This is a genomic window from Streptomyces sp. NPDC029138, assembly GCF_055564375.1.
In genome coordinates this window covers 22,323-45,751 of record NZ_JBVHWM010000021.1, presented here as the reverse complement: position 1 = coordinate 45,751, position 23,429 = coordinate 22,323, and the positions used below count along the sequence as shown (strand labels likewise).

Here is a 23,429-nt window from a genome sequence, read left to right as displayed (position 1 = left end):
GTCGGGAAGCGGAGATTCCGCTTCCCTCGCAGCGGAGGTGATGACGTGTCAGGAAGGCTTCTGCGTCTGGCCTGTACGACGGCGGTGGCGGCCCAGGCCGTCCTCGTGCCCGTACCCGCCGCGGCCGCGCCGGACCCGCAGCGGTCCGTGGCACAGCTGCTGACGGACCTTCAGCAGCTCTACCGGAAGACCGAGCAGGCCACCGAGACCTACAACGCCACGACCGAGCAGCTGGAGCGGCAGCGCGCAGAGGTGGCCCGGATCGACGGCGAACTCGCCCGCGCCCGGCTCACCCTCCAGGGCAGCCGCACCGAGGCCGGGCGCCTGGCCCGGCAGCAGTACCAGAACAGCGGCGGCCTCGGCCCGTACGTGCGCGTGCTCCTCGCGCCCGACCCGCAGCACGCGCTGGACGAGGGCCATGTCCTCGGCGAGCTGGCACGCGAACGGGCCCGTACGGTGGCCCGGCTGACCGCCGCGGAGCAGCGCAAGGACACACTGGCCCGCGCGGCCCGCAAGGCCCTCGACACCCAGCTCGGCCTGGCCGGCCGGCAGAAGCGGCAGCGTGACGACGTCCTGGCGAAACTCGCCGACGTGGAACGCCTGCTGGCCGGTCTCACCCCGGCCCAGCTCGCGGCCGTGGCCCGGCTGGAACAGCAGGGGGTCACCGCGGCCCAGCAGCGCCTGACCACCGCGGGCGCCCTGCCCGCCGACCGCGCGGCCACCCCGGCCGGCGACCGTGCCGTCCGCTACGCCATGGACCAGCTCGGCAAGCCGTACCAGTGGGGCGCGCAGGGCCCCGACGCGTACGACTGCTCGGGCCTGACGTCACAGGCGTGGTCCCACGCGGGCACACCGATCCCGCGCACCAGCCAGGAGCAGTGGGACCGGCTGAAAAAGGTCCCGCTGAACCAACTCCGGCCGGGCGATCTGGTGGTGTACTTCCCGGAGGCGACACACGTGGCGATGTACGTGGGCGGCGGGAAGGTCGTGCAGGCACCCAGACCGGGCGAGAAGGTCACGGTGTCACCGATCGCCGGCTATCCGGTCCTGGGTGCCGTACGTCCCGGTGCGGGCGGGCGCGGTTAGTCCTTGCAGAATCGCTTCGCCGCGACCTCGGCACCCGCCTTGTACCCGGATTCCCAGTTCGGGTCGGGGGCGGTGACCCCCTGGTTCTTCCGGTTCTCCTTGCAGTCCTGCCTGACGTCGGCGAAGCCCTCCTTGAAGCCCTGCCGGAACTGCTTCCGGGCGTTCTTCTGCTCCCCCTGCTCGGCCGTGCCGCACTTGACCTCGGGGCCGCCGACCTGCTGGGCGCTGACGGTGCCGCTGGCGTCGGTGACGGTCAGGGAGAAGCTGCCACTGGCGTCGGCTTTCGCGGTGCCCTCGGATCCGTTGGCGGACTCCACGGCAACGGCCTTGTTCGGCTTGAAGTCCTTGCCGCTGACCTGGAGGTTCTTCGGATCGTTGGTGCTCCTGACACCACAGGTTGGCGATGCAGCCGTCGCCGTGGAGGCGGTGAACGTCACCGCCCCCAGCGCGAGGGACGACACCGCCAGGGGTGCCAGCACCGCCAGGCGTACACGTCGACCGTTCATGGAAACTCCTCCGTGATGCGTCCCCCCTTCAGCCCCGCCTCCCAGCGTCTCTCCGCCGACAAGGGGTGTCAAAAGGGGACGAACACGTCAGGCTCCGGTGACCGATCCCAGGTACGCGGCCGTCTTCTCCGGGTCGTAGAAGAAGTTCTCGAAGTCGGCAGGATCGTTGAACGCGTTGGCGAATCGATCCGCCACCGGCTGCAACTGCCCGGCCGCGCCGATGAGGTTCAGGACGTGCTCCGGCGGCGGCGCCAGCATCGCGTTCGTCCACTTGGTGACGTGCTGGGCAGTGGCCCAGTACCGGTCGAACGTCTGCCGCATCCACTCCTCGTCGAACGGCTTGTCACCGTGCTCCAGGATCGACGCGAGGTACGCGGCGGCGCACTTGGACGCCGAGTTGGAGCCCTGGCCGGTGATCGGGTCGTTGGCGACGACCACGTCGGCCACGCCCAGCACCAGCCCGCCCGAGGGCAGCCGGCCGACGGGGTTGCGGACGGTCGGGGCGTAGCGGCCGGCCAAGGTGCCGCCGGCGTCCGTGAGTTCGACCTTCGTGGCCCGCGCGTACTCCCACGGCGTGAACTTCTCCATGAGTTCCAGGGTCAGGGAGAGGTGCTCCGCCGGGTCCTTGACGCCCTGGAAGACGTCGAGCGGGCCGCCGGGTATGCCCTCCCAGAACAGGATGTCGGCGCGGCCGGACGTGGTGAGCGTCGGCATGACGAACAGCTCGCCGACGCCGGGGACCAGGTTGCAGCGGACCGCGTCGAACTCCGGGTGCTCCGGACGCGGGCCCAGCCCGTGGACGTACGCCACCGCCAGCGCGCGCTGCGGCTCGCTGTACGGGGAGCGCTCCGGGTCGCGGGCGAACATCGAGACCAGCTCGCCCTTGCCGGCCGAGACCAGGACGAGGTCGTAGGTGCGGGAGAAGTAGTCCAGGTCGCCGACCGCCGCGCCGTGGATGACCAGCTGGCCGCCGCGCTGCGCGAAGGTCTCCATCCAGCCGGCCATCTTCACCCGCTGGTCGACCGACTGCGCGTACCCGTCGAGCCTGCCCACCCAGTCGATCGCCCGCTGGGTCGGACCCGGGTCGTGCGAGCCGGGCGCGGCGACCGAGACGCCGAGTCCTTCGATCTTCGGGGCCTGGGACTCCCAGAAGTTCAGCTGGAGGTCGCGCTCGTGCTGGAGTGCCGTGTGGAACATGCACTGCGTCGACATGACCCGGCCGGAGCGGATCTCGTCCGCGGTCCGGTTCGACATCAGGGTGACCTCGTAGCCGTGCGATTGCAGGCCGAGGGCGAGCTGGAGGCCGGACTGGCCGGCTCCGACGACGAGTATCTTCCGCATGCGGGTGGTGCCTCCTACGGGATGAGGACTATGGATGAGGACTACTCGGGGGTTTCGTCCAGCGCGTGGGCCACCAGGGCCAGGAGGGTCTCGATCACCGAGATCCGCCGCCGCGCGTCCATGATCATGACAGGGATGTGCGCCGGTATCGTCAGCGCCTCCCGCACGTCCTCCGGTTCGAACCGCTCGCTGCCGTCGAAGTGGTTGACCGCGACGACGTACGGCAGTCCGCAGCTCTCGAAGTAGTCCAGCGCCGGGAAGCAGTCCTTCAGCCGGCGGGTGTCGGCCATGACGACGGCGCCGATCGCGCCGCGCACCAGGTCGTCCCACATGAACCAGAACCGCTGCTGGCCCGGCGTGCCGAACAGGTAGAGCACCAGGTCGTCGTCGAGCGTGATGCGGCCGAAGTCCATGGCCACGGTGGTGGTGAGCTTGCCCGGGGTGGCGGACAGGTCGTCGGTGCCCTCGCTGGCCTCGGTCATCAGCGCCTCGGTCTGGAGGGGCGTGATCTCCGAGACGGAGGTGACCAGGGTGGTCTTGCCGACGCCGAAGCCGCCCGCCACCACGATCTTCGTCGCGATGGGGGCGCGCGTCCGGTCCGTCTGCCAGGACTTCAGGTCGTCGTCCGGTTCGGTGAACCCGGCGACGAGGGGGGTGCCCCCGAAGGAGGCGGTGGCGTCAGAGACGGCGGAGTCCACTCAGCACCCTTTCCAGCAGAGCGCGGTCCGGGCGGCCGGTGCCGTGACCGGTTCCGGTGCCGTACACACGGATCTTTCCCTGGTCCGCGAGATCGCTCAGGAGCACGCGGACCACGCCGAGCGGCATCTTCAGCAGCGCGGCGATCTCGGCCACCGTGCGCATACGGCGGCACAGTTCGACGATGGCCCGCATCTCCGGCATGACCCGGGTGGTGAGGGACCCGTTCGTCAGTTCCTTGCGCTCCTCCGGGGCCTCCAGCGCCGCCACGAACGTCTCCACGAGGAGGACGTGGCCGAAGCGGGTACGGCCGCCGGTGAGCGAGTAGGGCCGGACGCGGGCGGGTTTTCGGTCGCCGCCGCGGACCGGGAGCTGCTGTTTCCCTGGCTTCTTCGGGGTGCCGGTCATCGGTCGCTCCCCGTCGACTCGGCTTCCAGGTTCTTACGGAGTTCGCTGCGCAGTTCGGGCGTCAGGACGTGGCCGGCGCGGCCGACGAAGAGCGCCATGTGGTACGCCACGACGCTCATGTCGCACTCGGCGGAGCCGTGCACGCCGAGCAGCGAGCCGTCGCTGATCGACATCACGAACAGGCTGCCCTCCTCCATCGCGACCATCGTGTGCTTGACCCCGCCGAAATCCATCAGCTTGGCGGCGCCCACGGTGAGGCTGCCGATGCCGGAAACGATGGTGGCGAGGTCGGCGGAGGAGCCCCGGGGGCCGGTCCGCTTGGTGTCGCGGGACTGGCGGGCCTCCTCCGTGTGACCCGGGTCGGACGACAGCAGGAGCAGCCCGTCGGAGGAGACCACGGCGACGGACTGGATGCCGGGTACTTCCTCGACCAGGTTGGTCAACAGCCAGTGCAGGTTGCGGGCTTCACTGCTCAGTCCGTAGGTAGTGGGCGCGGTCAACTGCTTGCCTCCTCGGCTGTGCCCCCCGTGGATTCTTCGGCGTGTGCGCGGCTGGTCGGCCGCCGGTGGTTGGCCGTCTGTTCGGCGATCTCCGCCTCTACGTCGCGGTAGCCGGCCTGGGCGCCGGTGCGGAAGCCGCCGAGCCTGCGGCGCAGGGCCTCGGCGTCGACGCTGGTGCTGCGCTGGCGGGGCGGGGTGGTGGGGGCGGTGATCTTCGGTGTGCGCTTGGGGAGACCCTTGCTGGTGAGCCGCTCCTCCTCCTCGGCTTCGCCGGCTGCCTGCGGCGCTGCGCCGGGTGCGTGCGCCTCGGCTTCGCCGGCTGCCTGCGGCCCTGCGCCGGGTACGAGCGCCTCGGCTTCGCCTTCGGCGTCCGCGTTCCCACCCGCACCACCCGTGCGGGTCTCGTCGTCGGGTGCGGGTGGCCCCAGTGGGGCGTTCTCGCCGTCGGCGGCCGCCGGAACGTCCGGGAGCAGTAGCTCCATCGTCGTCTCGGCGTACGTCTCCGTCGGGGCCTTCGGGCGGGTCTCCGTGTCCTGGGTGGGCTGGGTGGCCTGCTCGTGGGCCTCCCGCGGTGACTCCCCCGGTTCGGCGGAGGCGTCCCGTACGGCCTGTTCCGCCAGGGTGACCAGGGGGTCCTGGTGCTTGGTGCGGGTGGGCAGGACGTTGGAGTTGGCCTCGGCGTCGGCGCCGGGGAGGGTGAAGGTGCCCGTGGCGCCGGGGGCGGCGGTCCGGGGTGGGAGGGCCGTGGGCGGGGCCTCGGTGAGCAGGGAGGCCGGGAGGACCACCACCGCCGCGATGCCGCCCTGCTTCTGCGCGCGCAGCTGGACGCGGATGCCGTGCCGGTGGGCGAGGCGCGCGACGACGTACAGGCCGAGGCCGAGGCCCTCCTCGCCCTCCTGGTCGTAGAGGGACTCGGGGTCGAAGTCGGTGAGGCGGGCGTTGAGGGTGTCCAGGCGGTCGGCGGTCATGCCGATGCCCTCGTCCTGGACCGACAGCATGACCTCGCCCGACTCCAGGAGCCAGCCGGAGACCTCGACGGGCAGGTCCGGCGGGGAGAACGAGGTGGCGTTCTCCATGAGTTCGGCCAGCAGGTGGGAGAGGTCGTCGGCGGCGAAGCCCGCGACGTGCGCGTGCGGCGGGAGGGCCGCGATGCGGACACGCTCGTAGCGTTCGATCTCGCTGACCGCCGCCCGGACCACGTCGACCAGCGGCACCGGGCCGGGGTGCTGCTGGACGTGCTCGGTGCCGGCGAGGACCAGGAGGTTCTCGCTGTGCCGGCGCATGACCGTGGCGAAGTGGTCCAGCTTGAACAGCGTGGCGAGGCGGTCGGGGTCCTGCTCGCGGTCCTCCAGGCCCTCGATGACCGCCAGCTGGCGCTCGACCAGGCCCAGGGTGCGCAGGGCCAGGTTGACGAAGGTGGAGCCGATGCTGGTGCGCAGCCGCTCCAGCTGGGCGCTGGACTCGGCGAGTTCGGCGCGCAGCTCCTCGCGGGCGTCGGCCATCTTCTGACGCTGGCCCACCAGGTGCTTGCGGTCGGTCTCCAGGGTGGCGACCCGCTCGTGCAGTGCCACCGCGTGCGCGTGCAGGGCGTTGACCGAGCGGACCACCTGGGCGAACTCGTCGTTGCGGCCCGTGAAGGCGATCGGCTCCTGGGCCGCCGGGTCCTCGGCCCCGGCGAGGCGGGCCGAGCCCCGGCGCAGGACCGACAGCGGGCGGGTCAGGGTGCGGGCCATGGCCGTGGCGATGCCGACCGCGACCAGCATCAGGACGCCGAGGACGGCGACGCGGATCTCCAGGGCGGTGACGTCGTCGTCCCGGAGCTTCGCGAGGTCCTTGGTGCGGTGGTCGTAGAGCGCGGACTCGGCGCCGCGCATCAGGTCGACGCGGGCGGACAGGGCCGCGTCCAGCTTCTTGGTGCTGGTGGTCAGCTCGCTGTCGGCGAGCGTGGGCTGGTCGGTGAGCGAGGCCAGGTACTTGTCGGCCGAGTTGACCTCGGGCCCGGTGACCGTGGAGTCGTAGGAGTCCACGGCCGCCTTGGGCGCGGTCTCGCGGAAGTCGGCGAGGGACGCGTCGGCGCGCAGCCGGGCCTGCTGGGCGGCGGCGGTGAGCGCCTCGCGCTGTTTGCGGTCGGCGTCGCTGCTGGTGTTCGTCGTGGTGGGCAGACCGGTGGTGGGGTCGATCACCGTCTGGGTGCTGGACGGGATGTTCAGCGCGGCCAGCAGCAGTCCGCGTGCGGCGGCGGACTGCTGGACGGCGGAGTCCAGTTCGGCGAGGGCGTGGGCGCCGGAGCCGGCCCGTGGGGGCGTCTGCTCGGCCAGCTGCTCGGCGAGCCGGTGCAGCGCCGTGATCGTCGCCGAGTACGCCTGGTGGGTCTGGAGGGCGGTGGTCTTGCCGGTGAGGGCGCCCCGGCGGAGCGCGTCGATGCCGTCGAGGGCGGTGCGCAGGCTCGCCGGGAGGTCGGTGTCGGCGCGCAGCTCCTCGACCTGCCGGTCCACGCGGGCGCTGCGGTCCTCGGAGGGCGCCTTGGCCTTGGGGCGGCCGGCCGCGACGTAAGAGGTGACCTCGTCGCGTTCGTCGGCGAGGGAGTGGGCGAGGGTGAGCGCGTCCTGGGTGCGGGCGGCGAGCGTCACCAGGTCCTGGGAATCGCTGACGTCCTGGGACGCGGTGAGCAGCGCGGGCGCGCCTGCTCCCGCGACGGCGGCGGCCACCACGGCCACGGCGACGATCAGCCGGGTGCGCACATGGGTGGGGCGGCCGGAGCCCACGGGGGTCTGGGGAACGGTCCCCTCGGGGGCCGTCTGCCTGCCTGTGCGCCGAGGCCGCTTCTTCTGCACCGGTGCTCGCATTCCTGAACTCGTCTACCCAGGGGCCCGGGTGGCGCCCCGTCAGCTCGGTGCCAAGTGGTGCGTACACCCGGTTCGTACGGTTCCCGACCCTCCCAGCGCCGGTGGGCAGTGGTCGCGCATCACCTGACCCGCCACCCGAAGGAGTGAACATCGGAGGGGAGTTGGCGGGCAAGTTCCCCTGGCGCGTGCGACGCTCTTGCGCGGCGGGCCGGTTGGACGCGCGCGGCAGGCTTTGGCAGTATTCGCCGCCACGCCTTCCCGGAGTGGATCATTCCCGCCCAAACCAGGCGCCTGACCTGCGGGGTCGTGAGAATTCACCGGCAGGTGCCAGCCTTTGGCGCAGCGTGTGAAGGGCTCGTGCAGACTGGCTGGATGCGCACTGATCTCGTTTCGGAACCCGGCGACGCGTCCCGCCCCAACGAGGACTTCGCCGGTGTCGGACTACCCGCCTCCGGACAGGGAGGTTGCGTGGTCGTCCTGGACGGAGTGACTCCGCCCAGCGGCGGAACGGGCTGTCTGCATTCCGTCCCCTGGTTCACCGCGCGGCTGGGCGGTGCGCTGACCGAACTGACCGTTTCCGGCCGAGATCTGACGCTCTCGGAGATTCTCGCGGTGGCGATCCGGCGCACCGCCGACGCCCATGCGGACACCTGTGAGCTTTCTCACCCGCGAACCCCCCAGGCAACCGTCGTCCTGACCCGCTGGTCCGCCGACGCGGTCGAGTACCTGGTGCTGTCCGACTCCGCGCTGCTGGTGCGGGGGCCCGACGGCACGGTCACCCCGGTGCTGGACGACCGGCTCGCCCGGCTCCCCCGCTCCGCGCTCGCCACCGACGCCCTGGTCGACGCGAACCTGCGCAACAAGGAGGGCGGCTTCTTCACGGCCGCCGCCGATCCCGCCGTGGCCGCCCGGGCGGTCACCGGCACCCTGCCCCGGCGGGAGGTCCGGGCGCTGGCGGCGCTGACGGACGGCGCGACCCGCTGGACGGAGACGTTCCGCGAGGGTGACTGGACGGCCCTGCTCGACCTGGTCGCCAAGGAGGGCGCCCGGTCGCTGGTGGAGCGGGTGCGGGAGCTGGAGACGGCGGACCGGGAGGAGCGGGCGTTCCTGGGGCGCGGCAAGACCCACGACGACGCGACGGTGGTGTACGTGGAGCTGTGACGGGCCGGCGGTACGGGCCGTTTCCTCACGCGGGCCGCGGCGCCGGGGCCGTGGCCGGCTGCACGCCGATGCCGGGCTGGACGCCTGTGCCAGGCCGTACGCCGGTGCCGGGCTGTTTCGGCATGCCGGGCCGCGGCGCCGGGGTCGGCTATTTCGCCATGACGCCGTTCAGCTCGTGCAGCAGCCGGGCCAGTTCGGCGACCTCGCGGCGGTCCCAGTGGGAGAGCTGGCGGACGTAGCGGGCGCGGCGGGCCTCGCGGACCGTACCGACCCGGCGGCGGCCCTCGTCGGTGAGGGTGACGAGCCAGGCGCGGCCGTCGGCCGGGTCGGGCTCGCGGGCGATCAGGCCCAGGTTCTCCAGGGCGCGCAGCTGGCGGGACATGGTGGCCTTGCCGACCCCGATGTAGGCGGCGAGTTCCGTGGCCCGCTGGCCGCCCAGTTCGTCCAGCCGGATGAGCAGGCCGTACGCGGAGGACTCCAGGTCGGGGTGGACCTCCCGGGCCATCTCGCCCTGGTTGGCCCGGGCACGCCGGAGCAGCACGGTCAACTCGCGCTCCAGCGCCAGGAATTCCTGGTCTGCACCACTGGGCGTCATCTGCCCGACGGCGCCGTGCGCGCCGCCGCTTCCGTCCTCGTGCACGTCAGCACCCCTGCTCGGTTTCGCGGTCCTGAAAGTTTCTGTCAAAAGTCGTCATTGCCGCAGCTCTGCCAGTATTTCGCAGGCGTAGACCAACGGCGTCGTCCGGACCCTCTTCCCACGCCGTCATCTACGTGCGTAGCTTCTTTACCACGTCATTAATGGCATGCCCACGCCAGTGGGCCGACGGTCGGTGTCACAGTCCCCGCGTCACTCCCCCCATGTCACTCCCCCCACGTCACTCCCCGGAGGCACGTCATGCCCGTGCTCAGACCCGGCTCCACCCGCTCCGTCCGCTCCCCCCTGTCGTTCCGCCCGCGCCCCCTCGCCGTCCTCCTCACGGCCCTCCTCGCGGCGCTCTCCCTGACGCTTCCGCTCACCTCCGCCCAGGCCGCGAGCACGCCCAGCCGAGGCTCCGCCTACATGGGGATGGGCGTCCTCGGCCACGACGGCCAGGACGGCACGCCCAGCACCGGTGACGTCACCCAGACCGAGGGCGTCGACGTCTCCGGCCACCAGGGCAACGTCGCCTGGTCGACCCTGTGGAACAGCGGGGTCCGCTGGGCGTACACGAAGGCCACGGAAGGCACGTACTACACGAACCCGTACTTCGCCCAGCAGTACAACGGCTCCTACAACGTCGGCATGATCCGCGGCTCCTACCACTTCGCCACCCCGGACACCACGAGCGGCGCCACCCAGGCCAACTACTTCGTGGACCACGGCGGCGGCTGGTCGCGGGACGGCAAGACGCTGCCCGGCGCCCTCGACATCGAGTGGAACCCGTACGGCGCCGCCTGCTACGGCAAGACCGCGAGCCAGATGGTCAGCTGGATCGCCGACTTCATCAACACCTACAAGGCGCGCACCAGCCGCTACCCGGTGATCTACACCGCCACCAGCTGGTGGACCCAGTGCACCGGCAACTACGGCGGCTTCGCCGTGAACGACCCGCTGTGGATCGCCCGCTACGCCTCCGACCCGGGGACGCTGCCGGCCGGGTGGTCGTACTACACGATGTGGCAGTACACCTCCTCCGGTCCGACGGTCGGCGACCACGACAAGTTCAACGGCGCCCTCGACCGGGTGCAGGCCCTGGCCCTCGGCTGACGGCTGACGGCTGACGGCTCCGCGGTGGCCCCCTGTCGGACGGCAGGGGGCCACCGTGCGCGCCGCGTTGCGTTGGTGCTCCGCGCCGCCCGGGATCATGCTGGTCAGGAGAGCCTGCCGAGCAAGGGCGAGATGAGCGGCGATGGAGCGACAGTCGACGTACACGGCCACGGCCACCATCGATGAGCAGGGCATCCTCACCGGCTGGAGCGAGGGCGCGCGACGGCTGCTCGGCTACGACTCCCCGGCGGTGGTCGGCCGCCCCGCCACCGCGCTGCTCGCCACCGACCGCGCGACGGTCCGGCGGGCGCTGGCCGGCCGGACCCGCTGGAACGGCACCGTCCCGCTGCGCCACCAGGACGGCCGGCTCCTGGAACTGGGCGTCCTCGCCCACCGCCGGACCGCGCACACCGGCGCCGCCGAGTGGCTCGTGGTGAGCGCGGTGACGGCCCGGACGCAGCCGCCGCGCGGCGAACCGCTGGAGGAGTGGACGTTCCTCCAGTCCCCGTTTCCGCTGGCCATCTTCGACGCGGACCTGCGCCTGGTGCGCGCCAACCGCCGGATGGAACACGCCCTCGCCCTGCCCGAGGCGGCGATGCGCGGACTGTGCCTCACCCACATCGCGCCGGGGGCCGTGAGCGAGGAGGCCGACCGGTCGATGCGGCGGGCGCTGGAGTCCGGCCGGCCGCAGGAGGCGCGGGGCCGGCTCGGCCCGGATCTCGGCCGGGCGATCGTCCTCACCCCGCTGAAGGACGCCGACGGCCGGGTACGGGCCGTCTGCCTGTCCGTGCCGCAGCCGGCCCAGGAGACCGCCGACCGGCCGCGCCCGTCCAGCGAGTCCGGCGCGCCCGTCGGCACGGCGGCGGACCAGGCCCGCGCGGCCCAGGAACTCGGCGAGGTCACGGTCCCCCGGCTGGCCGACCTCATGGCGGTCGACCTGCTGGACTCCCCGTGGACCACCGCCGAGGCCGGCGGCCCGCGCCCGGAACAGGTGGTCCTGCGCCGCGCCGCCCTGCGCGCGGTCCCGGACGGCGGCGGGCCCCGCCACGGCACCGGCACCGGCGCCGGCGTCGGTGCCGGTGTGGGCGGGGCTGTCGGTGAGGCGATCGTCTGCCCGGCGGACTCCCCGCCCGCCCGGTGTCTGACGGCGGACCGCCCGCTGCTGTACGACATGGCGGACCCGGCCGTCGCCGAGTGGGCGGCGCTGGACCCGGGCGCCTCGTGGCTGCGCGGGTCCGGGACGCGCTGCCTGCTGGCGGTGCCGATGCTCGTCCAGGGCGGCACGCTCGGCGTGGCCCTGTTCGGCCGGCGCGGGGAGCGGGGCCCTTCGGGCCGGAGGACCTGCGGCTCGCCGAGGAGTTCACCGCCAAGGCGGCCACCGGCATGGAGCAGGCCCGCGGCCACTCCCGGTCCCGCACCACCACCGTGACCCTTCAGCGCAGCCTGCTCCCGCACCCGGTGCCCGACCAGGCGGCCCTGGAGATCGCCACCCGCTATCTGCCGGCCGCGACGCGGGCCGGCGTGGGTGGCGACTGGTTCGACGTGATCCCGCTGTCCGGGGCGCGGGTGGCGCTCGTCGTGGGCGACGTGGTGGGCCACGGCATCCGGGCCTCCGCCACCATGGGCCGGCTGCGCACGGCGGTGCGCACCCTGGCCGACGTCGATCTGCCGGCCGACGAACTCCTCACCCACCTGGACGACCTGGTGCTGCGGCTGGCCGCCGACGAGAGCAGCGCGGACCCGGGCGCCGACACCGCCGGCGGCATCGGCACCACCTGCCTGTACGCCGTCTACGACCCGGTCTCGCGCCGCTGCACCATGGCCCGGGCCGGGCATCCGCCGCCCGCCGTGGTGACCCCGGACGGCACCGTCCGCTTCCTCGACGTGCCCCCCGGGCCGCCGCTGGGGCTGGGCGGGCTGCCCTTCGAGGCGATCGAGACGGAACTGCCCGAGGGCAGCCTGCTCGCGCTCTACACCGACGGGCTGCTGGGGGCCCGCGACCACGACATCGACGAGGCGCTGGACAAGATGTTCATCGCGCTGGGCCGTCCCGAGAAGTCGCTGGAGTCGGTGTGCGACCGGGTCCTCACCGACCTGCTCAGCCACCGCCCCGACGACGACATCGCCCTGCTGGTGGCCCGCACCCGGGCCCTGCACGAGGACCGGTTCGCCTCCTGGGAGCTGGCCGACGAGCCGAGCGTCGTGTCCGTGGCCCGCCGGTACGCCACCGACCAGCTGTCCGCGTGGGGCCTGGACGAGGCCGCGTTCGCCACCGAGCTGATGGTCAGCGAGCTGGTCACCAACGCCATCCGCTACGGCCGCCCGCCCATCCGGCTCCGGCTGATCCACCAGGGCGGCACCCTGATCAGCGAGGTCTACGACTCCAGCGGCACCACTCCGCACATGCGCCGGGCCCGGATCTTCGACGAGGGCGGCCGGGGCCTGCTGCTGGTCGCCCAGCTCGCCGAGCGCTGGGGCACCCGGCACGACCGGATCGGCAAGACGGTCTGGGCGGAGCAGTCGCTGACCGCGCTCTGACGGGCGAAGACCCAGTGGGCGCATGGCGAGGACCCAGGGGCGCATGGCGAAGGCCCGGGCCTCCCTCACGGGACCCGGGCCTTCCCTCATCCGGCAGCGTCCGTCACGCCGCTACCGGAACCTCCGGCGCCGCGTCGCTCGTGGCGGGCGCGAGCGCCAGTTCCAGGACCTGGCGGACGTCGGTCACGGTGTGGACGTCGAGCTTGTCCAGCACCTCGGCCGGGACGTCGTCCAGGTCGGGCTCGTTGCGCTTGGGGATGATCACGGTGGTCACCCCGGCGCGCTGGGCGGCGAGCAGCTTCTGCTTCACGCCGCCGATGGGCAGCACCCGGCCGGTCAGCGAGACCTCGCCGGTCATGGCGACGTCCGTGCGGACCAGGCGGCCGGAGAGCAGCGAGGCGAGGGCCGTGGTCATCGTGATGCCCGCGCTCGGGCCGTCCTTCGGCACCGCGCCCGCCGGGAAGTGGATGTGCACGCCCCGGTCCTTCAGGTCGGCCACCGGCAGCTCCAGCTCGGCCCCGTGGCTGCGCAGGAAGCTCAGCGCGATCTGCGCCGACTCCTTCATCACGTCGCCCAGCTGGCCGGTCAGGGTCAGCCCCGCCCCGCCCGTCTCCGGGTCGGCCAGGGACGCCTCCACGAAGAGCACGTCGCCGCCGGCGCCGGTGACCGCGAGGCCGGTCGCCACCCCGGGGACGGCCGTCCGGCGCTCGGCCGGGTCCTGGGCGGACTCGGGCACGTGGTGCGGCCGGCCGATCAGCCCCCGCAGATCGGCGTCGGTGACGGTGAACGGCAGCTCGCGCTCGCCCAGTTCGTGCTGTGCGGCGACCTTCCGCAGCAGCCGCGCGATGGACCGCTCCAGGGTCCGCACGCCCGCCTCGCGGGTGTACTCGCCGGCGAGCTTGCGCAGCGCGCTCTCCTCCAGCGTGACCTCGTCCTTGTCTAGGCCGGCCCGCTCCAGCTGGCGCGGGAGCAGGTGGTCCCGGGCGATGACGACCTTCTCGTCCTCGGTGTAGCCGTCCAGGCGGACGATCTCCATACGGTCGGCGAGCGCCTCCGGGATGGCCTCCAGGACGTTGGCGGTGGCGAGGAAGACCACGTCGGACAGGTCCAGCTCGACCTCCAGGTAGTGGTCCCGGAAGGTGTGGTTCTGCGCCGGGTCGAGCACTTCGAGGAGGGCGGCGGCCGGGTCGCCCCGGAAGTCGGAGCCCACCTTGTCGATCTCGTCCAGCAGGACCACCGGGTTCATCGACCCGGCCTCCTTGACGGCGCGCACGATCCGGCCGGGCAGCGCGCCGACGTAGGTACGGCGGTGACCGCGGATCTCGGCCTCGTCACGGACGCCGCCGAGGGCGACGCGGACGAACTTGCGGCCCATGGCGTGCGCCACGGACTCGCCCAGCGAGGTCTTGCCGACACCGGGCGGGCCGACGAGGGCGAGCACGGCACCGCCGCGCCGCCCGCCGATCACACCCAGGCCCCGGTCGCCGCGCCGCTTGCGCACGGCCAGGTACTCGGTGATGCGTTCCTTCACGTCCTCCAGGCCCGCGTGCTCGGCGTCCAGCACGGCCTTAGCGCCCTGGATGTCGTACGCGTCCTCGGTCCGCTCGTTCCACGGCATCTCCAGGACGGTGTCCAGCCAGGTGCGTATCCACGAGCCCTCGGGCGACTGGTCGGAGGCGCGCTCCAGCTTGTCGACCTCCTTGAGGGCGGCCTCGCGGACCTTCTCCGGCAGGTCGGCGGCCTCGACGCGGGCGCGGTAGTCGTCGGACTCCTCGCCCTCCTTCTCGCCGTTCAGCTCGCGCAGTTCCTTGCGGACGGCCTCCAGCTGACGGCGCAGCAGGAACTCGCGCTGCTGCTTGTCGACGCCCTCCTGGACGTCCTTGGCGATGGTCTCGGCCACGTCCTGCTCCGCGAGGTGGTCGCGCAGCTGCTGCGTGGCGAGCTTGAGCCGGGCCACCGGGTCGCCGGTCTCCAGCAGTTCGACCTTCTGCTCGGTCGTCAGGAACGGCGAGTAGCCGGAGTTGTCGGCCAGCGCCGACACGTCGTCGATGGCCTGGACGCGGTCCACGACCTGCCAGGCGCCGCGCTTCTTCAGCCAGCTGGTGGCGAGCGCCTTGTACTCCTTGACCAGCTCGGCGACCTGGCCAGGCAGCGGCTCGGGAACGGTCTCCTCGACGCGGGCGCCCTCGACCCAGAGCGCGGCGCCCGGGCCGGTGGTGCCGGCGCCGATGCGGACGCGGCTACGGCCGCGGATCAGGGCCCCCGGGTCACCGTCGGCGAGCCGGCCGACCTGCTCCACCGTGCCGAGGACGCCGGTCTTGGCGTACGTGCCGTCGACGCGGGGCACCAGCAGCACCTTGGGCTTTCCGGGTTCCGAGCGGGCGGCGGCCTGCGCGGCCTCCACCGCGGCCCGCACCTCGGCGTCGCTCAGGTCCAGCGGGACCACCATGCCGGGCAGCACGACCTCGTCGTCGAGCGGCAGCACGGGCAGGTTCAGCGTGAACGCCAGTGACTCAGCAGCCATGATCTCCCCTTCGGCAGTCAACTTGAGCTATGCCGACTCAATGTTCTGGCGCCGTTGATTGTTCCCGGGGTTCTGTTCGCTGTGAGCGATCACGTTTCGCCCAGGGGATGAGCTGCAAGAACGTGCGCGGGTGCGGGGTGCGTCGGAGTTGTTCGCGCAGTTCCCCACGAGTTCCCCGCGCCCCTAGGGCTGCTGGTGCCGGCGTCGGACCAGAGGCCAGGTGGCCACACCGATCGTCAGGGCGATGACGTGGCCCCAGTCGGTCAACGGGTCCGCGTACGCCAGCAGGTCGCTCAGCAGCGCGCCGGCCGCCAGGGTCAGCAACGGCCAGCGCAGCCACGGGCGGAGGAGGCCCGTCAGGGCGCCGGTGCTGGTGGCCACGCCGAAGCTGATGCCGTAGTCGAGGCGGTGCAGCGAGGTGTCGGGCAGGTGGCCCAGCAGGACGGCGAGGCCCACCGGGACCTCGGTGGCGAGGGTCGCCAGGACATGGCCGGCCAGGAACACGCAGGCCGCCCGCGCTCCGCCTATCCGCCGCTCCAGCGCGGTGAGCACCAGCACGAACGCGACCGCGTACGGGGAGAGCATCCCGCCCGCGACCCACAGCGCGCTGGCCAGCAGGACGAGCACGGGGGTGCGCAGCAGATGGGCCACGTCGGTGCTGGAGTCCTGGTAGAGCGTGTGCACCAGACCGGGGTCGGCCTGGGCCGCGATCAGGGAGGTGACGGCGAGGACGGCCGCGTAGGCGAACGTGAACGGGGTGCCGAGGGGGGTCGGGAGCAGGCACCACGGGCGGGGCAGGCGCCGGTACGGCGGTGGGGTGCGGCGCGCCGGGGCGGGGGCCGGGGTGGCGGCGCGCTGGCGGGGCATGCCGTCCAGGAGGCCCGCGAGGACCGGGGGCGGGACGGCGGCCGTGCCGTCCGGAAGGGGCGTGCCCGGCGCGGGCGGGCAGGCGTCCGGCGCTGGGCCCGTCGTGCTCCGTTCCACGGTGAGGCGCTCCTTCCGTCGCGCCCACCCTTCGCGTTCGGCGTGCCGCTGTCTATGACCGACGCCACCCGGGAGCGGATTCACGGCGACCTCTCACCCGCCGGCCGCGTCCGGCCGCCGGCGCGGGCCACCCGTCCGTGGGCGTCATGCGCAATTCCCGTGAATGCCGGGCCCCGTTCAAGCAGGATGGGGTCATGACTGCCGTGTACGACACTCCCGTGGTCCTGGACCGGCGCGACGGCCCGTACGGCGAGGTGGTGCTGCGCAGACACGGTGCGCTGCTCCAGATCATCGCCAACGGCTGCTTCCTGATGGACACCTCCGACGGCCGCTCGGAGCGGCTGCTGGTCGACGCGGCCCGCGCCGCGCTGGACGGGCGGCCCGCGCCCGAGGTGCTGATCGGCGGGCTGGGCGTGGGCTTCTCGCTCGCGCATGCCGCCGCCGACCCGTGGTGGGGGCGGATCACCGTGGTGGAGCGGGAGCCCGCCGTCATCGACTGGCACCGGGACGGCCCGCTGGCCGAGTTGTCCGCCGACGCGCTCGCCGATCCGCGCACCTTGATCGTGGAAGCCGATCTCGTGCGGTACGTCAATGAGACATCGGACACGTTCGACGCGCTGTGTCTCGACATCGACAACGGGCCCGGCTGGACCGTCACCGAGGACAACGACAGCCTCTACTCACCGGCCGGACTCGCCGCCTGCGCACGGGTGTTGAGGCCCGGAGGGGTGCTCGCGGTGTGGTCGGCCCAGCCCTCTCCGGAATTTGAAGGAAGCTTGCGGAATGCCGGGTTCCAGCAGGTGCGTACCGAAGAGGTGCCGGTTGCCCGGGGCGTTCCGGACGCCGTCCACCTCGCCGTCCGACCTGGATAGCGACAGCGCGGTCAGTCACCGTAATGTGCTGCCCTGACGCCGATCATTCAAGCGTCAAACGCAGACATGGGATCACCCCACTGATTCCGGAAAGCAACAACAGGGGCGGGCGATGGAGCAGACACACACCTCCCAGAGCGGCGCGGCGACGACCACCCCGGGCGCACAGCGCCGGGTGCTGGTCGTCGAGGACGACCCCACGATCGTCGACGCCATCGCGGCCCGGCTCCGTGCCGAGGGATTTCTGGTGCAAACGGCGGCCGACGGTCCGGCCGCGGTCGACACGGCCGAGGCCTGGCAGCCCGATCTGCTGATCCTCGACATCATGCTGCCCGGCTTCGACGGGCTCGAAGTGTGCCGGCGGGTGCAGGCGCAGCGGCCGGTGCCGGTGCTGATGCTCACCGCGCGCGACGACGAGACGGACATGCTGGTCGGGCTCGGCGTCGGCGCCGACGACTACATGACCAAGCCGTTCTCGATGCGGGAGCTGGCGGCACGCGTGCACGTGCTGCTGCGGCGGGTGGAGCGGGCCGCGCTGGCCGCCACCACCCCCCGCTCCGGCATCCTGCGGCTCGGCGAGCTGGAGATCGACCACGCGCAGCGACGGGTGCGGGTGAAGTCCGAGGACGTCCACCTGACGCCCACCGAGTTCGACCTGCTGGTGTGCCTGGCGAACACTCCGCGGGCGGTGCTCTCCCGGGAGCAGCTGCTGGCCGAGGTGTGGGACTGGGCGGACGCCTCCGGCACCCGCACGGTCGACAGCCACATCAAGGCGCTGCGGCGGAAGATCGGCGCCGAGCGCATCCGTACGGTGCACGGCGTGGGATACGCGCTGGAGACACCGACCCCATGAGCGCCGGCGGGCGCCAGGCCGCACGGAGGAGCCCCGGGAGCCTCGGTGAGGATCCCTGGGGCGGCGTTCGCCCGTTCTCGATCAAGACGAAGCTGGGTGTGCTGGTCGTCATCTCGGTGCTGATCACCACCGGTCTGTCGATCGTCGCGGTGCACACCAAGACGGAGCTGCGCTTCATCACGGTCTTCTCGATGATCGCCACTCTGCTGATCACGCAGTTCGTGGCGCACTCGCTCACCATGCCGCTGGACGAGATGAACGCGGTGGCCCGCTCCATCTCCGAGGGCGACTACACCCGCCGGGTGCGCGAGAACCGCCGGGACGAACTCGGCGACCTGGCCCAGACGATCAACGTCATGGCCGACGAGCTGGAGGCCCAGGACAACCAGCGCAAGGAGCTGGTCGCGAACGTCTCGCACGAGCTGCGCACCCCGATCGCCGGGCTGCGCGCGGTGCTGGAGAACATCGTCGACGGGGTCACCGAGGCCGATCCGGAGACCATGCGGACGGCCCTGAAGCAGACCGAGCGGCTCGGCCGCCTGGTGGAGACCCTGCTGGACCTGTCCCGGCTCGACAACGGCGTCGTACCGCTGAAGCTGCGGCGGTTCGAGGTGTGGCCGTACCTGTCGGGCGTGCTGAAGGAGGCCAACATGGTGTCCTCCGCGCGCGCGGGCATCGCGTCCGGCTCCGGCACCCACACGCGTACGGACGTCCATCTGCACCTCGACGTCTCCCCGCCGGAGCTGACCGCGCACGCGGACCCCGAGCGCATCCACCAGGTCGTCGCGAACCTGATCGACAACGCGGTCAAGCACAGCCCGCCGCACGGCCGGGTGACCGTGCGGGCGCGGCGCGGGCCGCAGCCGGAGTCGCTGGAGCTGGAGGTCCTGGACGAGGGCCCCGGTATCCCCCGGTCGGAGTGGCACCGGGTGTTCGAGCGGTTCAACCGGGGTGCGGTGACCCGGCCGCACGGTCCGGGCAGCGACGGCGGTACGGGGCTGGGCCTGGCGATCGCCCGGTGGGCGGTGGATCTGCACGGCGGCCGGATCGGTGTGGCCGAATCCGAGCGAGGCTGCCGGATCATCGTCACCCTTCCGGGCCTGACTTCCGCACCAAGTTGACGTAAAGTCCGAGCCGGAACCCCAAGATCCACGTCGGTCGCCGCCGGTCCGCGCAGCTCGACACGTGTGATCAGGGCAGGCCCGCGCCACCCGTCGAACGAAGACGCGCAGGGTCCGGTCCGGCACACCCTACCGACATGCGGAACCACGCTTGTTTCCCGCCATTTCAAGCCCTGAAACAAGATTCTTGATGTGACTTACGCGACGATGACCTTGCTCGACCTGACCTTCCCGGCCGGGGAGGCGTAGCCTTTATTCCCGCTGTCCATCACCTTGTGAAGCGGAAGAGGGCGGTTGCCGCCGTGTCGCCACAGTCCCCCAGTAACTCGAGCATCTCCACCGACGACCAAGCCGGGAAGAACCCCGCCGCCGCGTTCGGTCCGAACGAGTGGCTCGTCGACGAGATCTATCAGCAGTACCTCCAGGACCCGAATTCGGTAGACCGCGCCTGGTGGGACTTCTTCGCCGATTACAAGCCGGGTGCTCCTGCCACCCCGGCTCCGGCGGGTACTGCGGCCACGGGGGCCGCAGAGACCCCCACCACGGCCCCGCAGGCCCGGCCCGCGGCCCCGGCCCCCCAGGCCGCCGCCCCGGCCGCCCCCGCGGCTCCGAAGCCCGCCCCGGCCCCCGCTCAGGCCCCGGCCCCCGCTCCCGCGGCGAAGGCCCCCGCCCCGGCCAAGCCGGCGCAGCCCGCACAGGCGCCCGCTCAGCCGAAGGCGAAGGCCGCTCCGGCTCCGGCCGCCGAGGCCCCTGAGGGTCCGGAGCTGATCACGCTGCGCGGCCCGGCCGCCGCCGTGGCGAAGAACATGGACGCCTCGCTGGAGATGCCGACCGCCACCTCGGTCCGCGCCGTCCCGGTGAAGCTGCTGTTCGACAACCGGATCGTCATCAACAACCACCTCAAGCGCGCCCGTGGCGGGAAGATCTCCTTCACGCACATCATCGGGTACGCGATGGTGCAGGCCATCAAGGCCATGCCGTCGATGAACTGGTCGTACGGCGTCAAGGACGGCAAGCCGACCCTGATCAAGCCGCCGCACGTCAACCTCGGCCTGGCCATCGACCTGGTCAAGCCGAACGGTGACCGCCAGCTCGTCGTGGCCGCCATCAAGAAGGCCGAGACGCTGAACTTCTTCGAGTTCTGGCAGGCCTACGAGGACATCGTCCGCCGCGCCCGTGACGGCAAGCTGACGATGGACGACTTCACCGGTGTCACGGTCTCCCTGACCAACCCCGGCGGCCTCGGCACCGTCCACTCGGTGCCGCGCCTGATGCCCGGCCAGTCCGTGATCATGGGCGTCGGCTCCATGGACTACCCGGCGGAGTTCCAGGGCACCAGCCAGGACACCCTGAACAAGCTCGGCGTCTCCAAGGTCATGACGCTCACGTCGACCTACGACCACCGGGTGATCCAGGGCGCCGCCTCGGGCGAGTTCCTCCGCCAGGTCGCCAACCTGCTGCTCGGCGAGAACGGCTTCTACGACGACATCTTCCAGGCGCTGCGCATCCCCTACGAGCCGGTCCGCTGGCTCAAGGACATCGACGCCAGCCACGACGACGACGTCACCAAGGCCGCCCGCGTCTTCGAGCTGATCCACTCCTACCGGGTCCGCGGCCACGTCATGGCCGACACCGACCCGCTGGAGTACAAGCAGCGCAAGCACCCCGACCTGGACATCACCGAGCACGGGCTCACGCTGTGGGACCTGGAGCGCGACTTCGCGGTCGGCGGCTTCGCCGGCAAGTCGATGATGAAGCTGCGCGACATCCTCGGCGTGCTCCGCGACTCGTACTGCCGCACCACCGGCATCGAGTTCATGCACATCCAGGACCCCAAGCAGCGCAAGTGGATCCAGGACCGCGTGGAGCGCCCGCACTCCAAGATGGAGCGTGAGGAGCAGCTGCGCATCCTGCGCCGGCTGAACGCCGCGGAGGCGTTCGAGACCTTCCTGCAGACGAAGTACGTCGGCCAGAAGCGCTTCTCGCTGGAGGGCGGCGAGTCCGTCATCCCGCTGCTCGACGCGGTGATCGACTCCGCCGCCGAGTCGCGCCTGGACGAGGTCGTCATCGGCATGGCCCACCGCGGCCGCCTGAACGTCCTCGCCAACATCGTCGGCAAGTCCTACGCGCAGATCTTCCGCGAGTTCGAGGGCAACCTCGACCCGAAGTCGATGCACGGCTCCGGCGACGTCAAGTACCACTTGGGCGCCGAGGGCACCTTCACCGGCCTGGACGGCGAGCAGATCAAGGTCTCGCTGGCCGCCAACCCGTCCCACCTGGAGACGGTCGACCCGGTCATCGAGGGCATCGCCCGCGCCAAGCAGGACATCATCAACAAGGGCGGGACGGACTTCACCGTGCTGCCCGTCGCACTGCACGGCGACGCGGCCTTCGCGGGCCAGGGCGTGGTGGCCGAGACCCTCAACATGTCGCAGTTGCGCGGTTACCGCACCGGCGGCACGGTCCACATCGTCATCAACAACCAGGTCGGCTTCACCGCGGCCCCCGAGTCCTCGCGTTCCTCCATGTACGCGACGGACGTGGCCCGCATGATCGAGGCCCCGATCTTCCACGTGAACGGCGACGACCCGGAGGCCGTGGTCCGCGTCGCGCGTCTGGCCTTCGAGTTCCGCCAGGCGTTCAACAAGGACGTGGTGATCGACCTCATCTGCTACCGCCGCCGCGGTCACAACGAGTCGGACAACCCGGCCTTCACCCAGCCGCTGATGTACGACCTGATCGACAAGAAGCGCTCGGTGCGCAAGCTCTACACCGAGTCCCTGATCGGTCGCGGCGACATCACCCTGGAAGAGGCCGAGCAGGCCCTGCAGGACTACCAGGGTCAGCTGGAGAAGGTCTTCACGGAGGTCCGCGAGGCCGTCACGACCCAGCAGGCCACCGGCCCCGTGCCGGACCCCCAGGCGGACTTCCCGGTCGCCGTGAACACCGCGATCTCCTCGGAGGTCGTCAAGCGCATCGCCGAGTCCCAGGTCAACATCCCCGACTCCTTCCACGTCCACCCGCGTCTGCTGCCCCAGCTGCAGCGCCGGGCAGCGATGGTCGAGGACGGCACGATCGACTGGGGCATGGGCGAGACCCTCGCCGTCGGCTCCCTGCTGCTGGAGGGCACCCCGGTCCGGCTGTCCGGCCAGGACTCCCAGCGCGGCACCTTCGGCCAGCGCCACGCGGTCCTCATCGACCGCGAGACGGGCGAGGAGTACACCCCGCTCCAGTACCTCGCCGAGGACCAGGCGCGCTACAACGTCTACAACTCCCTGCTGTCCGAGTACGCGGTCATGGGCTTCGAGTACGGCTACTCGCTGGCCCGCCCCGACGCGCTCGTGATGTGGGAGGCGCAGTTCGGCGACTTCGTCAACGGCGCCCAGACGGTGGTCGACGAGTACATCTCGGCAGCGGAGCAGAAGTGGGGCCAGACGTCCGGCGTCACCCTGCTCCTGCCGCACGGCTACGAGGGCCAGGGCCCGGACCACTCCTCGGCCCGGGTCGAGCGCTTCCTCCAGCTCTGCGCGCAGAACAACATGACGGTCGCCATGCCGACCCTGCCGTCGAACTACTTCCACCTCCTGCGGTGGCAGGTGCACAACCCGCACCACAAGCCGCTGGTGGTCTTCACCCCGAAGTCGATGCTGCGCCTGAAGGCCGCCGCGTCGAAGACGGAGGAGTTCACGTCGGGTCAGTTCCGTCCCGTCATCGGGGACACGGCGGCGGACCCGGCCGCGGTCCGCAAGGTCGTGTTCGTGGCCGGCAAGCTGTACTACGACCTCGAGGCCGAGCGGCAGAAGCGGGGCGTGACGGACACCGCGATCATCCGCATCGAGCGGCTGTACCCGCTGCCGGGTGCCGAGATCCAGGCGGAGGTCAACAAGTACCCGAACGCCGAGAAGTACCTCTGGGCGCAGGAGGAGCCGGCGAACCAGGGTGCGTGGCCGTTCATCGCGCTCAACCTGATCGACCACCTGGACCTGGCGGTCGGCGCGGACGTCCCGCACGGCGAGCGCCTGCGGCGCATCTCGCGTCCGCACTCCTCGTCCCCGGCGGTCGGCTCCGCGAAGCGGCACCAGGCGGAGCAGGAGCAGCTGGTGCGTGAGGTCTTCGACGCGTAGTGCCTCCGGCGGTCAGCCGAAGCTGAGAGCCCGGTGCCGAGTTCCGACTCGGTACCGGGCTCTTCGCCTGCCCGGCGGGGCGGTTGCGGATGGTGCGCGGCTGCGGACCGTCCTCGGTTGCT

General features: G+C 71.8%; 16 protein-coding genes and 1 pseudogene. 8 read left to right on the top strand and 9 right to left on the bottom strand.

The features are described from left to right. Nucleotides 1-45 precede the first annotated feature (45 nt). Nucleotides 46-1,086 carry a C40 family peptidase gene (locus ACZ4WH_RS18840; protein ID WP_468181738.1) on the top strand — a complete coding sequence of 347 codons (1,041 nt, stop codon included), beginning with the start codon at nucleotides 46-48 and terminating at the stop codon, nucleotides 1,084-1,086. Here the strand turns inward: ACZ4WH_RS18840 and ACZ4WH_RS18835 are convergent. From ACZ4WH_RS18835 to ACZ4WH_RS18810, 6 genes are all read right to left on the bottom strand, one after another. After that, the gene (locus ACZ4WH_RS18835; RefSeq protein ID WP_468181736.1) at nucleotides 1,083-1,592 is read right to left on the bottom strand and encodes a hypothetical protein; all 510 of its coding nucleotides are present in this window, start codon (nucleotides 1,590-1,592) and stop codon (nucleotides 1,083-1,085) included. The two genes, ACZ4WH_RS18840 and ACZ4WH_RS18835, sit on opposite strands and share 4 nt — an antisense overlap. A gap of 87 nt (nucleotides 1,593-1,679) precedes the next feature. Next, nucleotides 1,680-2,933, bottom strand: coding sequence for a styrene monooxygenase/indole monooxygenase family protein (locus tag ACZ4WH_RS18830; protein WP_468181734.1), 1,254 nt, complete (start codon nucleotides 2,931-2,933; stop codon nucleotides 1,680-1,682). Between the two features lie 41 nt (nucleotides 2,934-2,974). Next, a complete protein-coding gene (locus ACZ4WH_RS18825) occupies nucleotides 2,975-3,631 on the bottom strand; it encodes a GTP-binding protein (protein WP_468181732.1) in 657 nt (218 codons plus the stop codon). Then, entirely contained in the window at nucleotides 3,612-4,037 is a 426-nt protein-coding gene (locus tag ACZ4WH_RS18820) for a DUF742 domain-containing protein (RefSeq protein ID WP_468181730.1), read from the bottom strand. Before ACZ4WH_RS18820 ends, ACZ4WH_RS18825 begins: the two co-directional genes overlap by 20 nt. Next, nucleotides 4,034-4,537 (bottom strand): roadblock/LC7 domain-containing protein, encoded by a 504-nt coding sequence (locus ACZ4WH_RS18815; protein WP_468181728.1) that lies wholly within the window; start codon nucleotides 4,535-4,537, stop codon nucleotides 4,034-4,036. Before ACZ4WH_RS18815 ends, ACZ4WH_RS18820 begins: the two co-directional genes overlap by 4 nt. Then, complete coding sequence (locus ACZ4WH_RS18810; protein ID WP_468181726.1) at nucleotides 4,534-7,371, bottom strand: sensor histidine kinase; 2,838 nt, start codon at nucleotides 7,369-7,371, stop codon at nucleotides 4,534-4,536. The genes ACZ4WH_RS18815 and ACZ4WH_RS18810 overlap by 4 nt, the downstream gene beginning before the upstream one ends. Nucleotides 7,372-7,755: 384 nt before the next feature. On the opposite strand from ACZ4WH_RS18810, the gene ACZ4WH_RS18805 reads away from it, so the two are divergent. Continuing rightward, nucleotides 7,756-8,544: a protein phosphatase 2C domain-containing protein gene (locus tag ACZ4WH_RS18805; RefSeq protein WP_468181724.1), complete on the top strand. Its 789-nt coding sequence runs from the start codon at nucleotides 7,756-7,758 to the stop codon at nucleotides 8,542-8,544. Between the two features lie 148 nt (nucleotides 8,545-8,692). On the opposite strand, the gene ACZ4WH_RS18800 is transcribed toward ACZ4WH_RS18805, so the two are convergent. Then, on the bottom strand, nucleotides 8,693-9,184 hold the full coding sequence (locus tag ACZ4WH_RS18800) for a MarR family winged helix-turn-helix transcriptional regulator (protein ID WP_468181722.1): 492 nt from the start codon (nucleotides 9,182-9,184) through the stop codon (nucleotides 8,693-8,695). Nucleotides 9,185-9,439: 255 nt separating this feature from the next. On the opposite strand from ACZ4WH_RS18800, the gene ACZ4WH_RS18795 reads away from it, so the two are divergent. Continuing rightward, the gene (locus tag ACZ4WH_RS18795; RefSeq protein WP_468181720.1) at nucleotides 9,440-10,291 is read left to right on the top strand and encodes a lysozyme; all 852 of its coding nucleotides are present in this window, start codon (nucleotides 9,440-9,442) and stop codon (nucleotides 10,289-10,291) included. A 142-nt stretch (nucleotides 10,292-10,433) separates the two neighbouring features. Next, nucleotides 10,434-12,829, top strand: a pseudogene (locus tag ACZ4WH_RS18790) (SpoIIE family protein phosphatase). 103 nt (nucleotides 12,830-12,932) lie between these two features. On the opposite strand, the gene lon reads toward ACZ4WH_RS18790, so the two are convergent. Beyond that, complete coding sequence (lon, locus tag ACZ4WH_RS18785) at nucleotides 12,933-15,353, bottom strand: endopeptidase La (RefSeq protein WP_468181718.1); 2,421 nt, start codon at nucleotides 15,351-15,353, stop codon at nucleotides 12,933-12,935. A 183-nt stretch (nucleotides 15,354-15,536) separates the two neighbouring features. After that, nucleotides 15,537-16,337 carry a rhomboid-like protein gene (locus ACZ4WH_RS18780; RefSeq protein WP_468181715.1) on the bottom strand — a complete coding sequence of 267 codons (801 nt, stop codon included), beginning with the start codon at nucleotides 16,335-16,337 and terminating at the stop codon, nucleotides 15,537-15,539. 194 nt (nucleotides 16,338-16,531) lie between these two features. On the opposite strand from ACZ4WH_RS18780, the gene ACZ4WH_RS18775 reads away from it, so the two are divergent. The 4 genes from ACZ4WH_RS18775 to ACZ4WH_RS18760 all read left to right on the top strand — a co-directional run bounded on the left by ACZ4WH_RS18775 (nucleotide 16,532) and on the right by ACZ4WH_RS18760 (nucleotide 23,307). Beyond that, nucleotides 16,532-17,209: a spermine/spermidine synthase domain-containing protein gene (locus ACZ4WH_RS18775; protein WP_468181713.1), complete on the top strand. Its 678-nt coding sequence runs from the start codon at nucleotides 16,532-16,534 to the stop codon at nucleotides 17,207-17,209. 112 nt (nucleotides 17,210-17,321) lie between these two features. After that, the gene (locus ACZ4WH_RS18770) at nucleotides 17,322-18,062 is read left to right on the top strand and encodes a response regulator transcription factor (RefSeq protein WP_014674952.1); all 741 of its coding nucleotides are present in this window, start codon (nucleotides 17,322-17,324) and stop codon (nucleotides 18,060-18,062) included. Then, nucleotides 18,059-19,183 (top strand): HAMP domain-containing sensor histidine kinase, encoded by a 1,125-nt coding sequence (locus ACZ4WH_RS18765; protein WP_468181711.1) that lies wholly within the window; start codon nucleotides 18,059-18,061, stop codon nucleotides 19,181-19,183. Before ACZ4WH_RS18770 ends, ACZ4WH_RS18765 begins: the two co-directional genes overlap by 4 nt. A gap of 302 nt (nucleotides 19,184-19,485) precedes the next feature. After that, complete coding sequence (locus ACZ4WH_RS18760; RefSeq protein ID WP_468181709.1) at nucleotides 19,486-23,307, top strand: multifunctional oxoglutarate decarboxylase/oxoglutarate dehydrogenase thiamine pyrophosphate-binding subunit/dihydrolipoyllysine-residue succinyltransferase subunit; 3,822 nt, start codon at nucleotides 19,486-19,488, stop codon at nucleotides 23,305-23,307. The last annotated feature ends 122 nt before the right edge of the window (nucleotides 23,308-23,429 follow it).

Excerpts from the sequence above, each read along its gene's own strand:
- ACZ4WH_RS18835 (WP_468181736.1), bottom strand. The coding sequence starts at position 1,592 with ATGAACGGTCGACGTGTACGCCTGGCGGTGCTGGCACCCCTGGCGGTG.
- ACZ4WH_RS18830 (WP_468181734.1), bottom strand. The coding sequence starts at position 2,933 with ATGCGGAAGATACTCGTCGTCGGAGCCGGCCAGTCCGGCCTCCAGCTC.
- ACZ4WH_RS18820 (WP_468181730.1), bottom strand. The coding sequence starts at position 4,037 with ATGACCGGCACCCCGAAGAAGCCAGGGAAACAGCAGCTCCCGGTCCGC.
- ACZ4WH_RS18805 (WP_468181724.1), top strand. The coding sequence starts at position 7,756 with ATGCGCACTGATCTCGTTTCGGAACCCGGCGACGCGTCCCGCCCCAAC.
- ACZ4WH_RS18795 (WP_468181720.1), top strand. The coding sequence starts at position 9,440 with ATGCCCGTGCTCAGACCCGGCTCCACCCGCTCCGTCCGCTCCCCCCTG.
- lon (WP_468181718.1), bottom strand. The coding sequence starts at position 15,353 with ATGGCTGCTGAGTCACTGGCGTTCACGCTGAACCTGCCCGTGCTGCCG.
- ACZ4WH_RS18775 (WP_468181713.1), top strand. The coding sequence starts at position 16,532 with ATGACTGCCGTGTACGACACTCCCGTGGTCCTGGACCGGCGCGACGGC.
- ACZ4WH_RS18770 (WP_014674952.1), top strand. The coding sequence starts at position 17,322 with ATGGAGCAGACACACACCTCCCAGAGCGGCGCGGCGACGACCACCCCG.
- ACZ4WH_RS18765 (WP_468181711.1), top strand. The coding sequence starts at position 18,059 with ATGAGCGCCGGCGGGCGCCAGGCCGCACGGAGGAGCCCCGGGAGCCTC.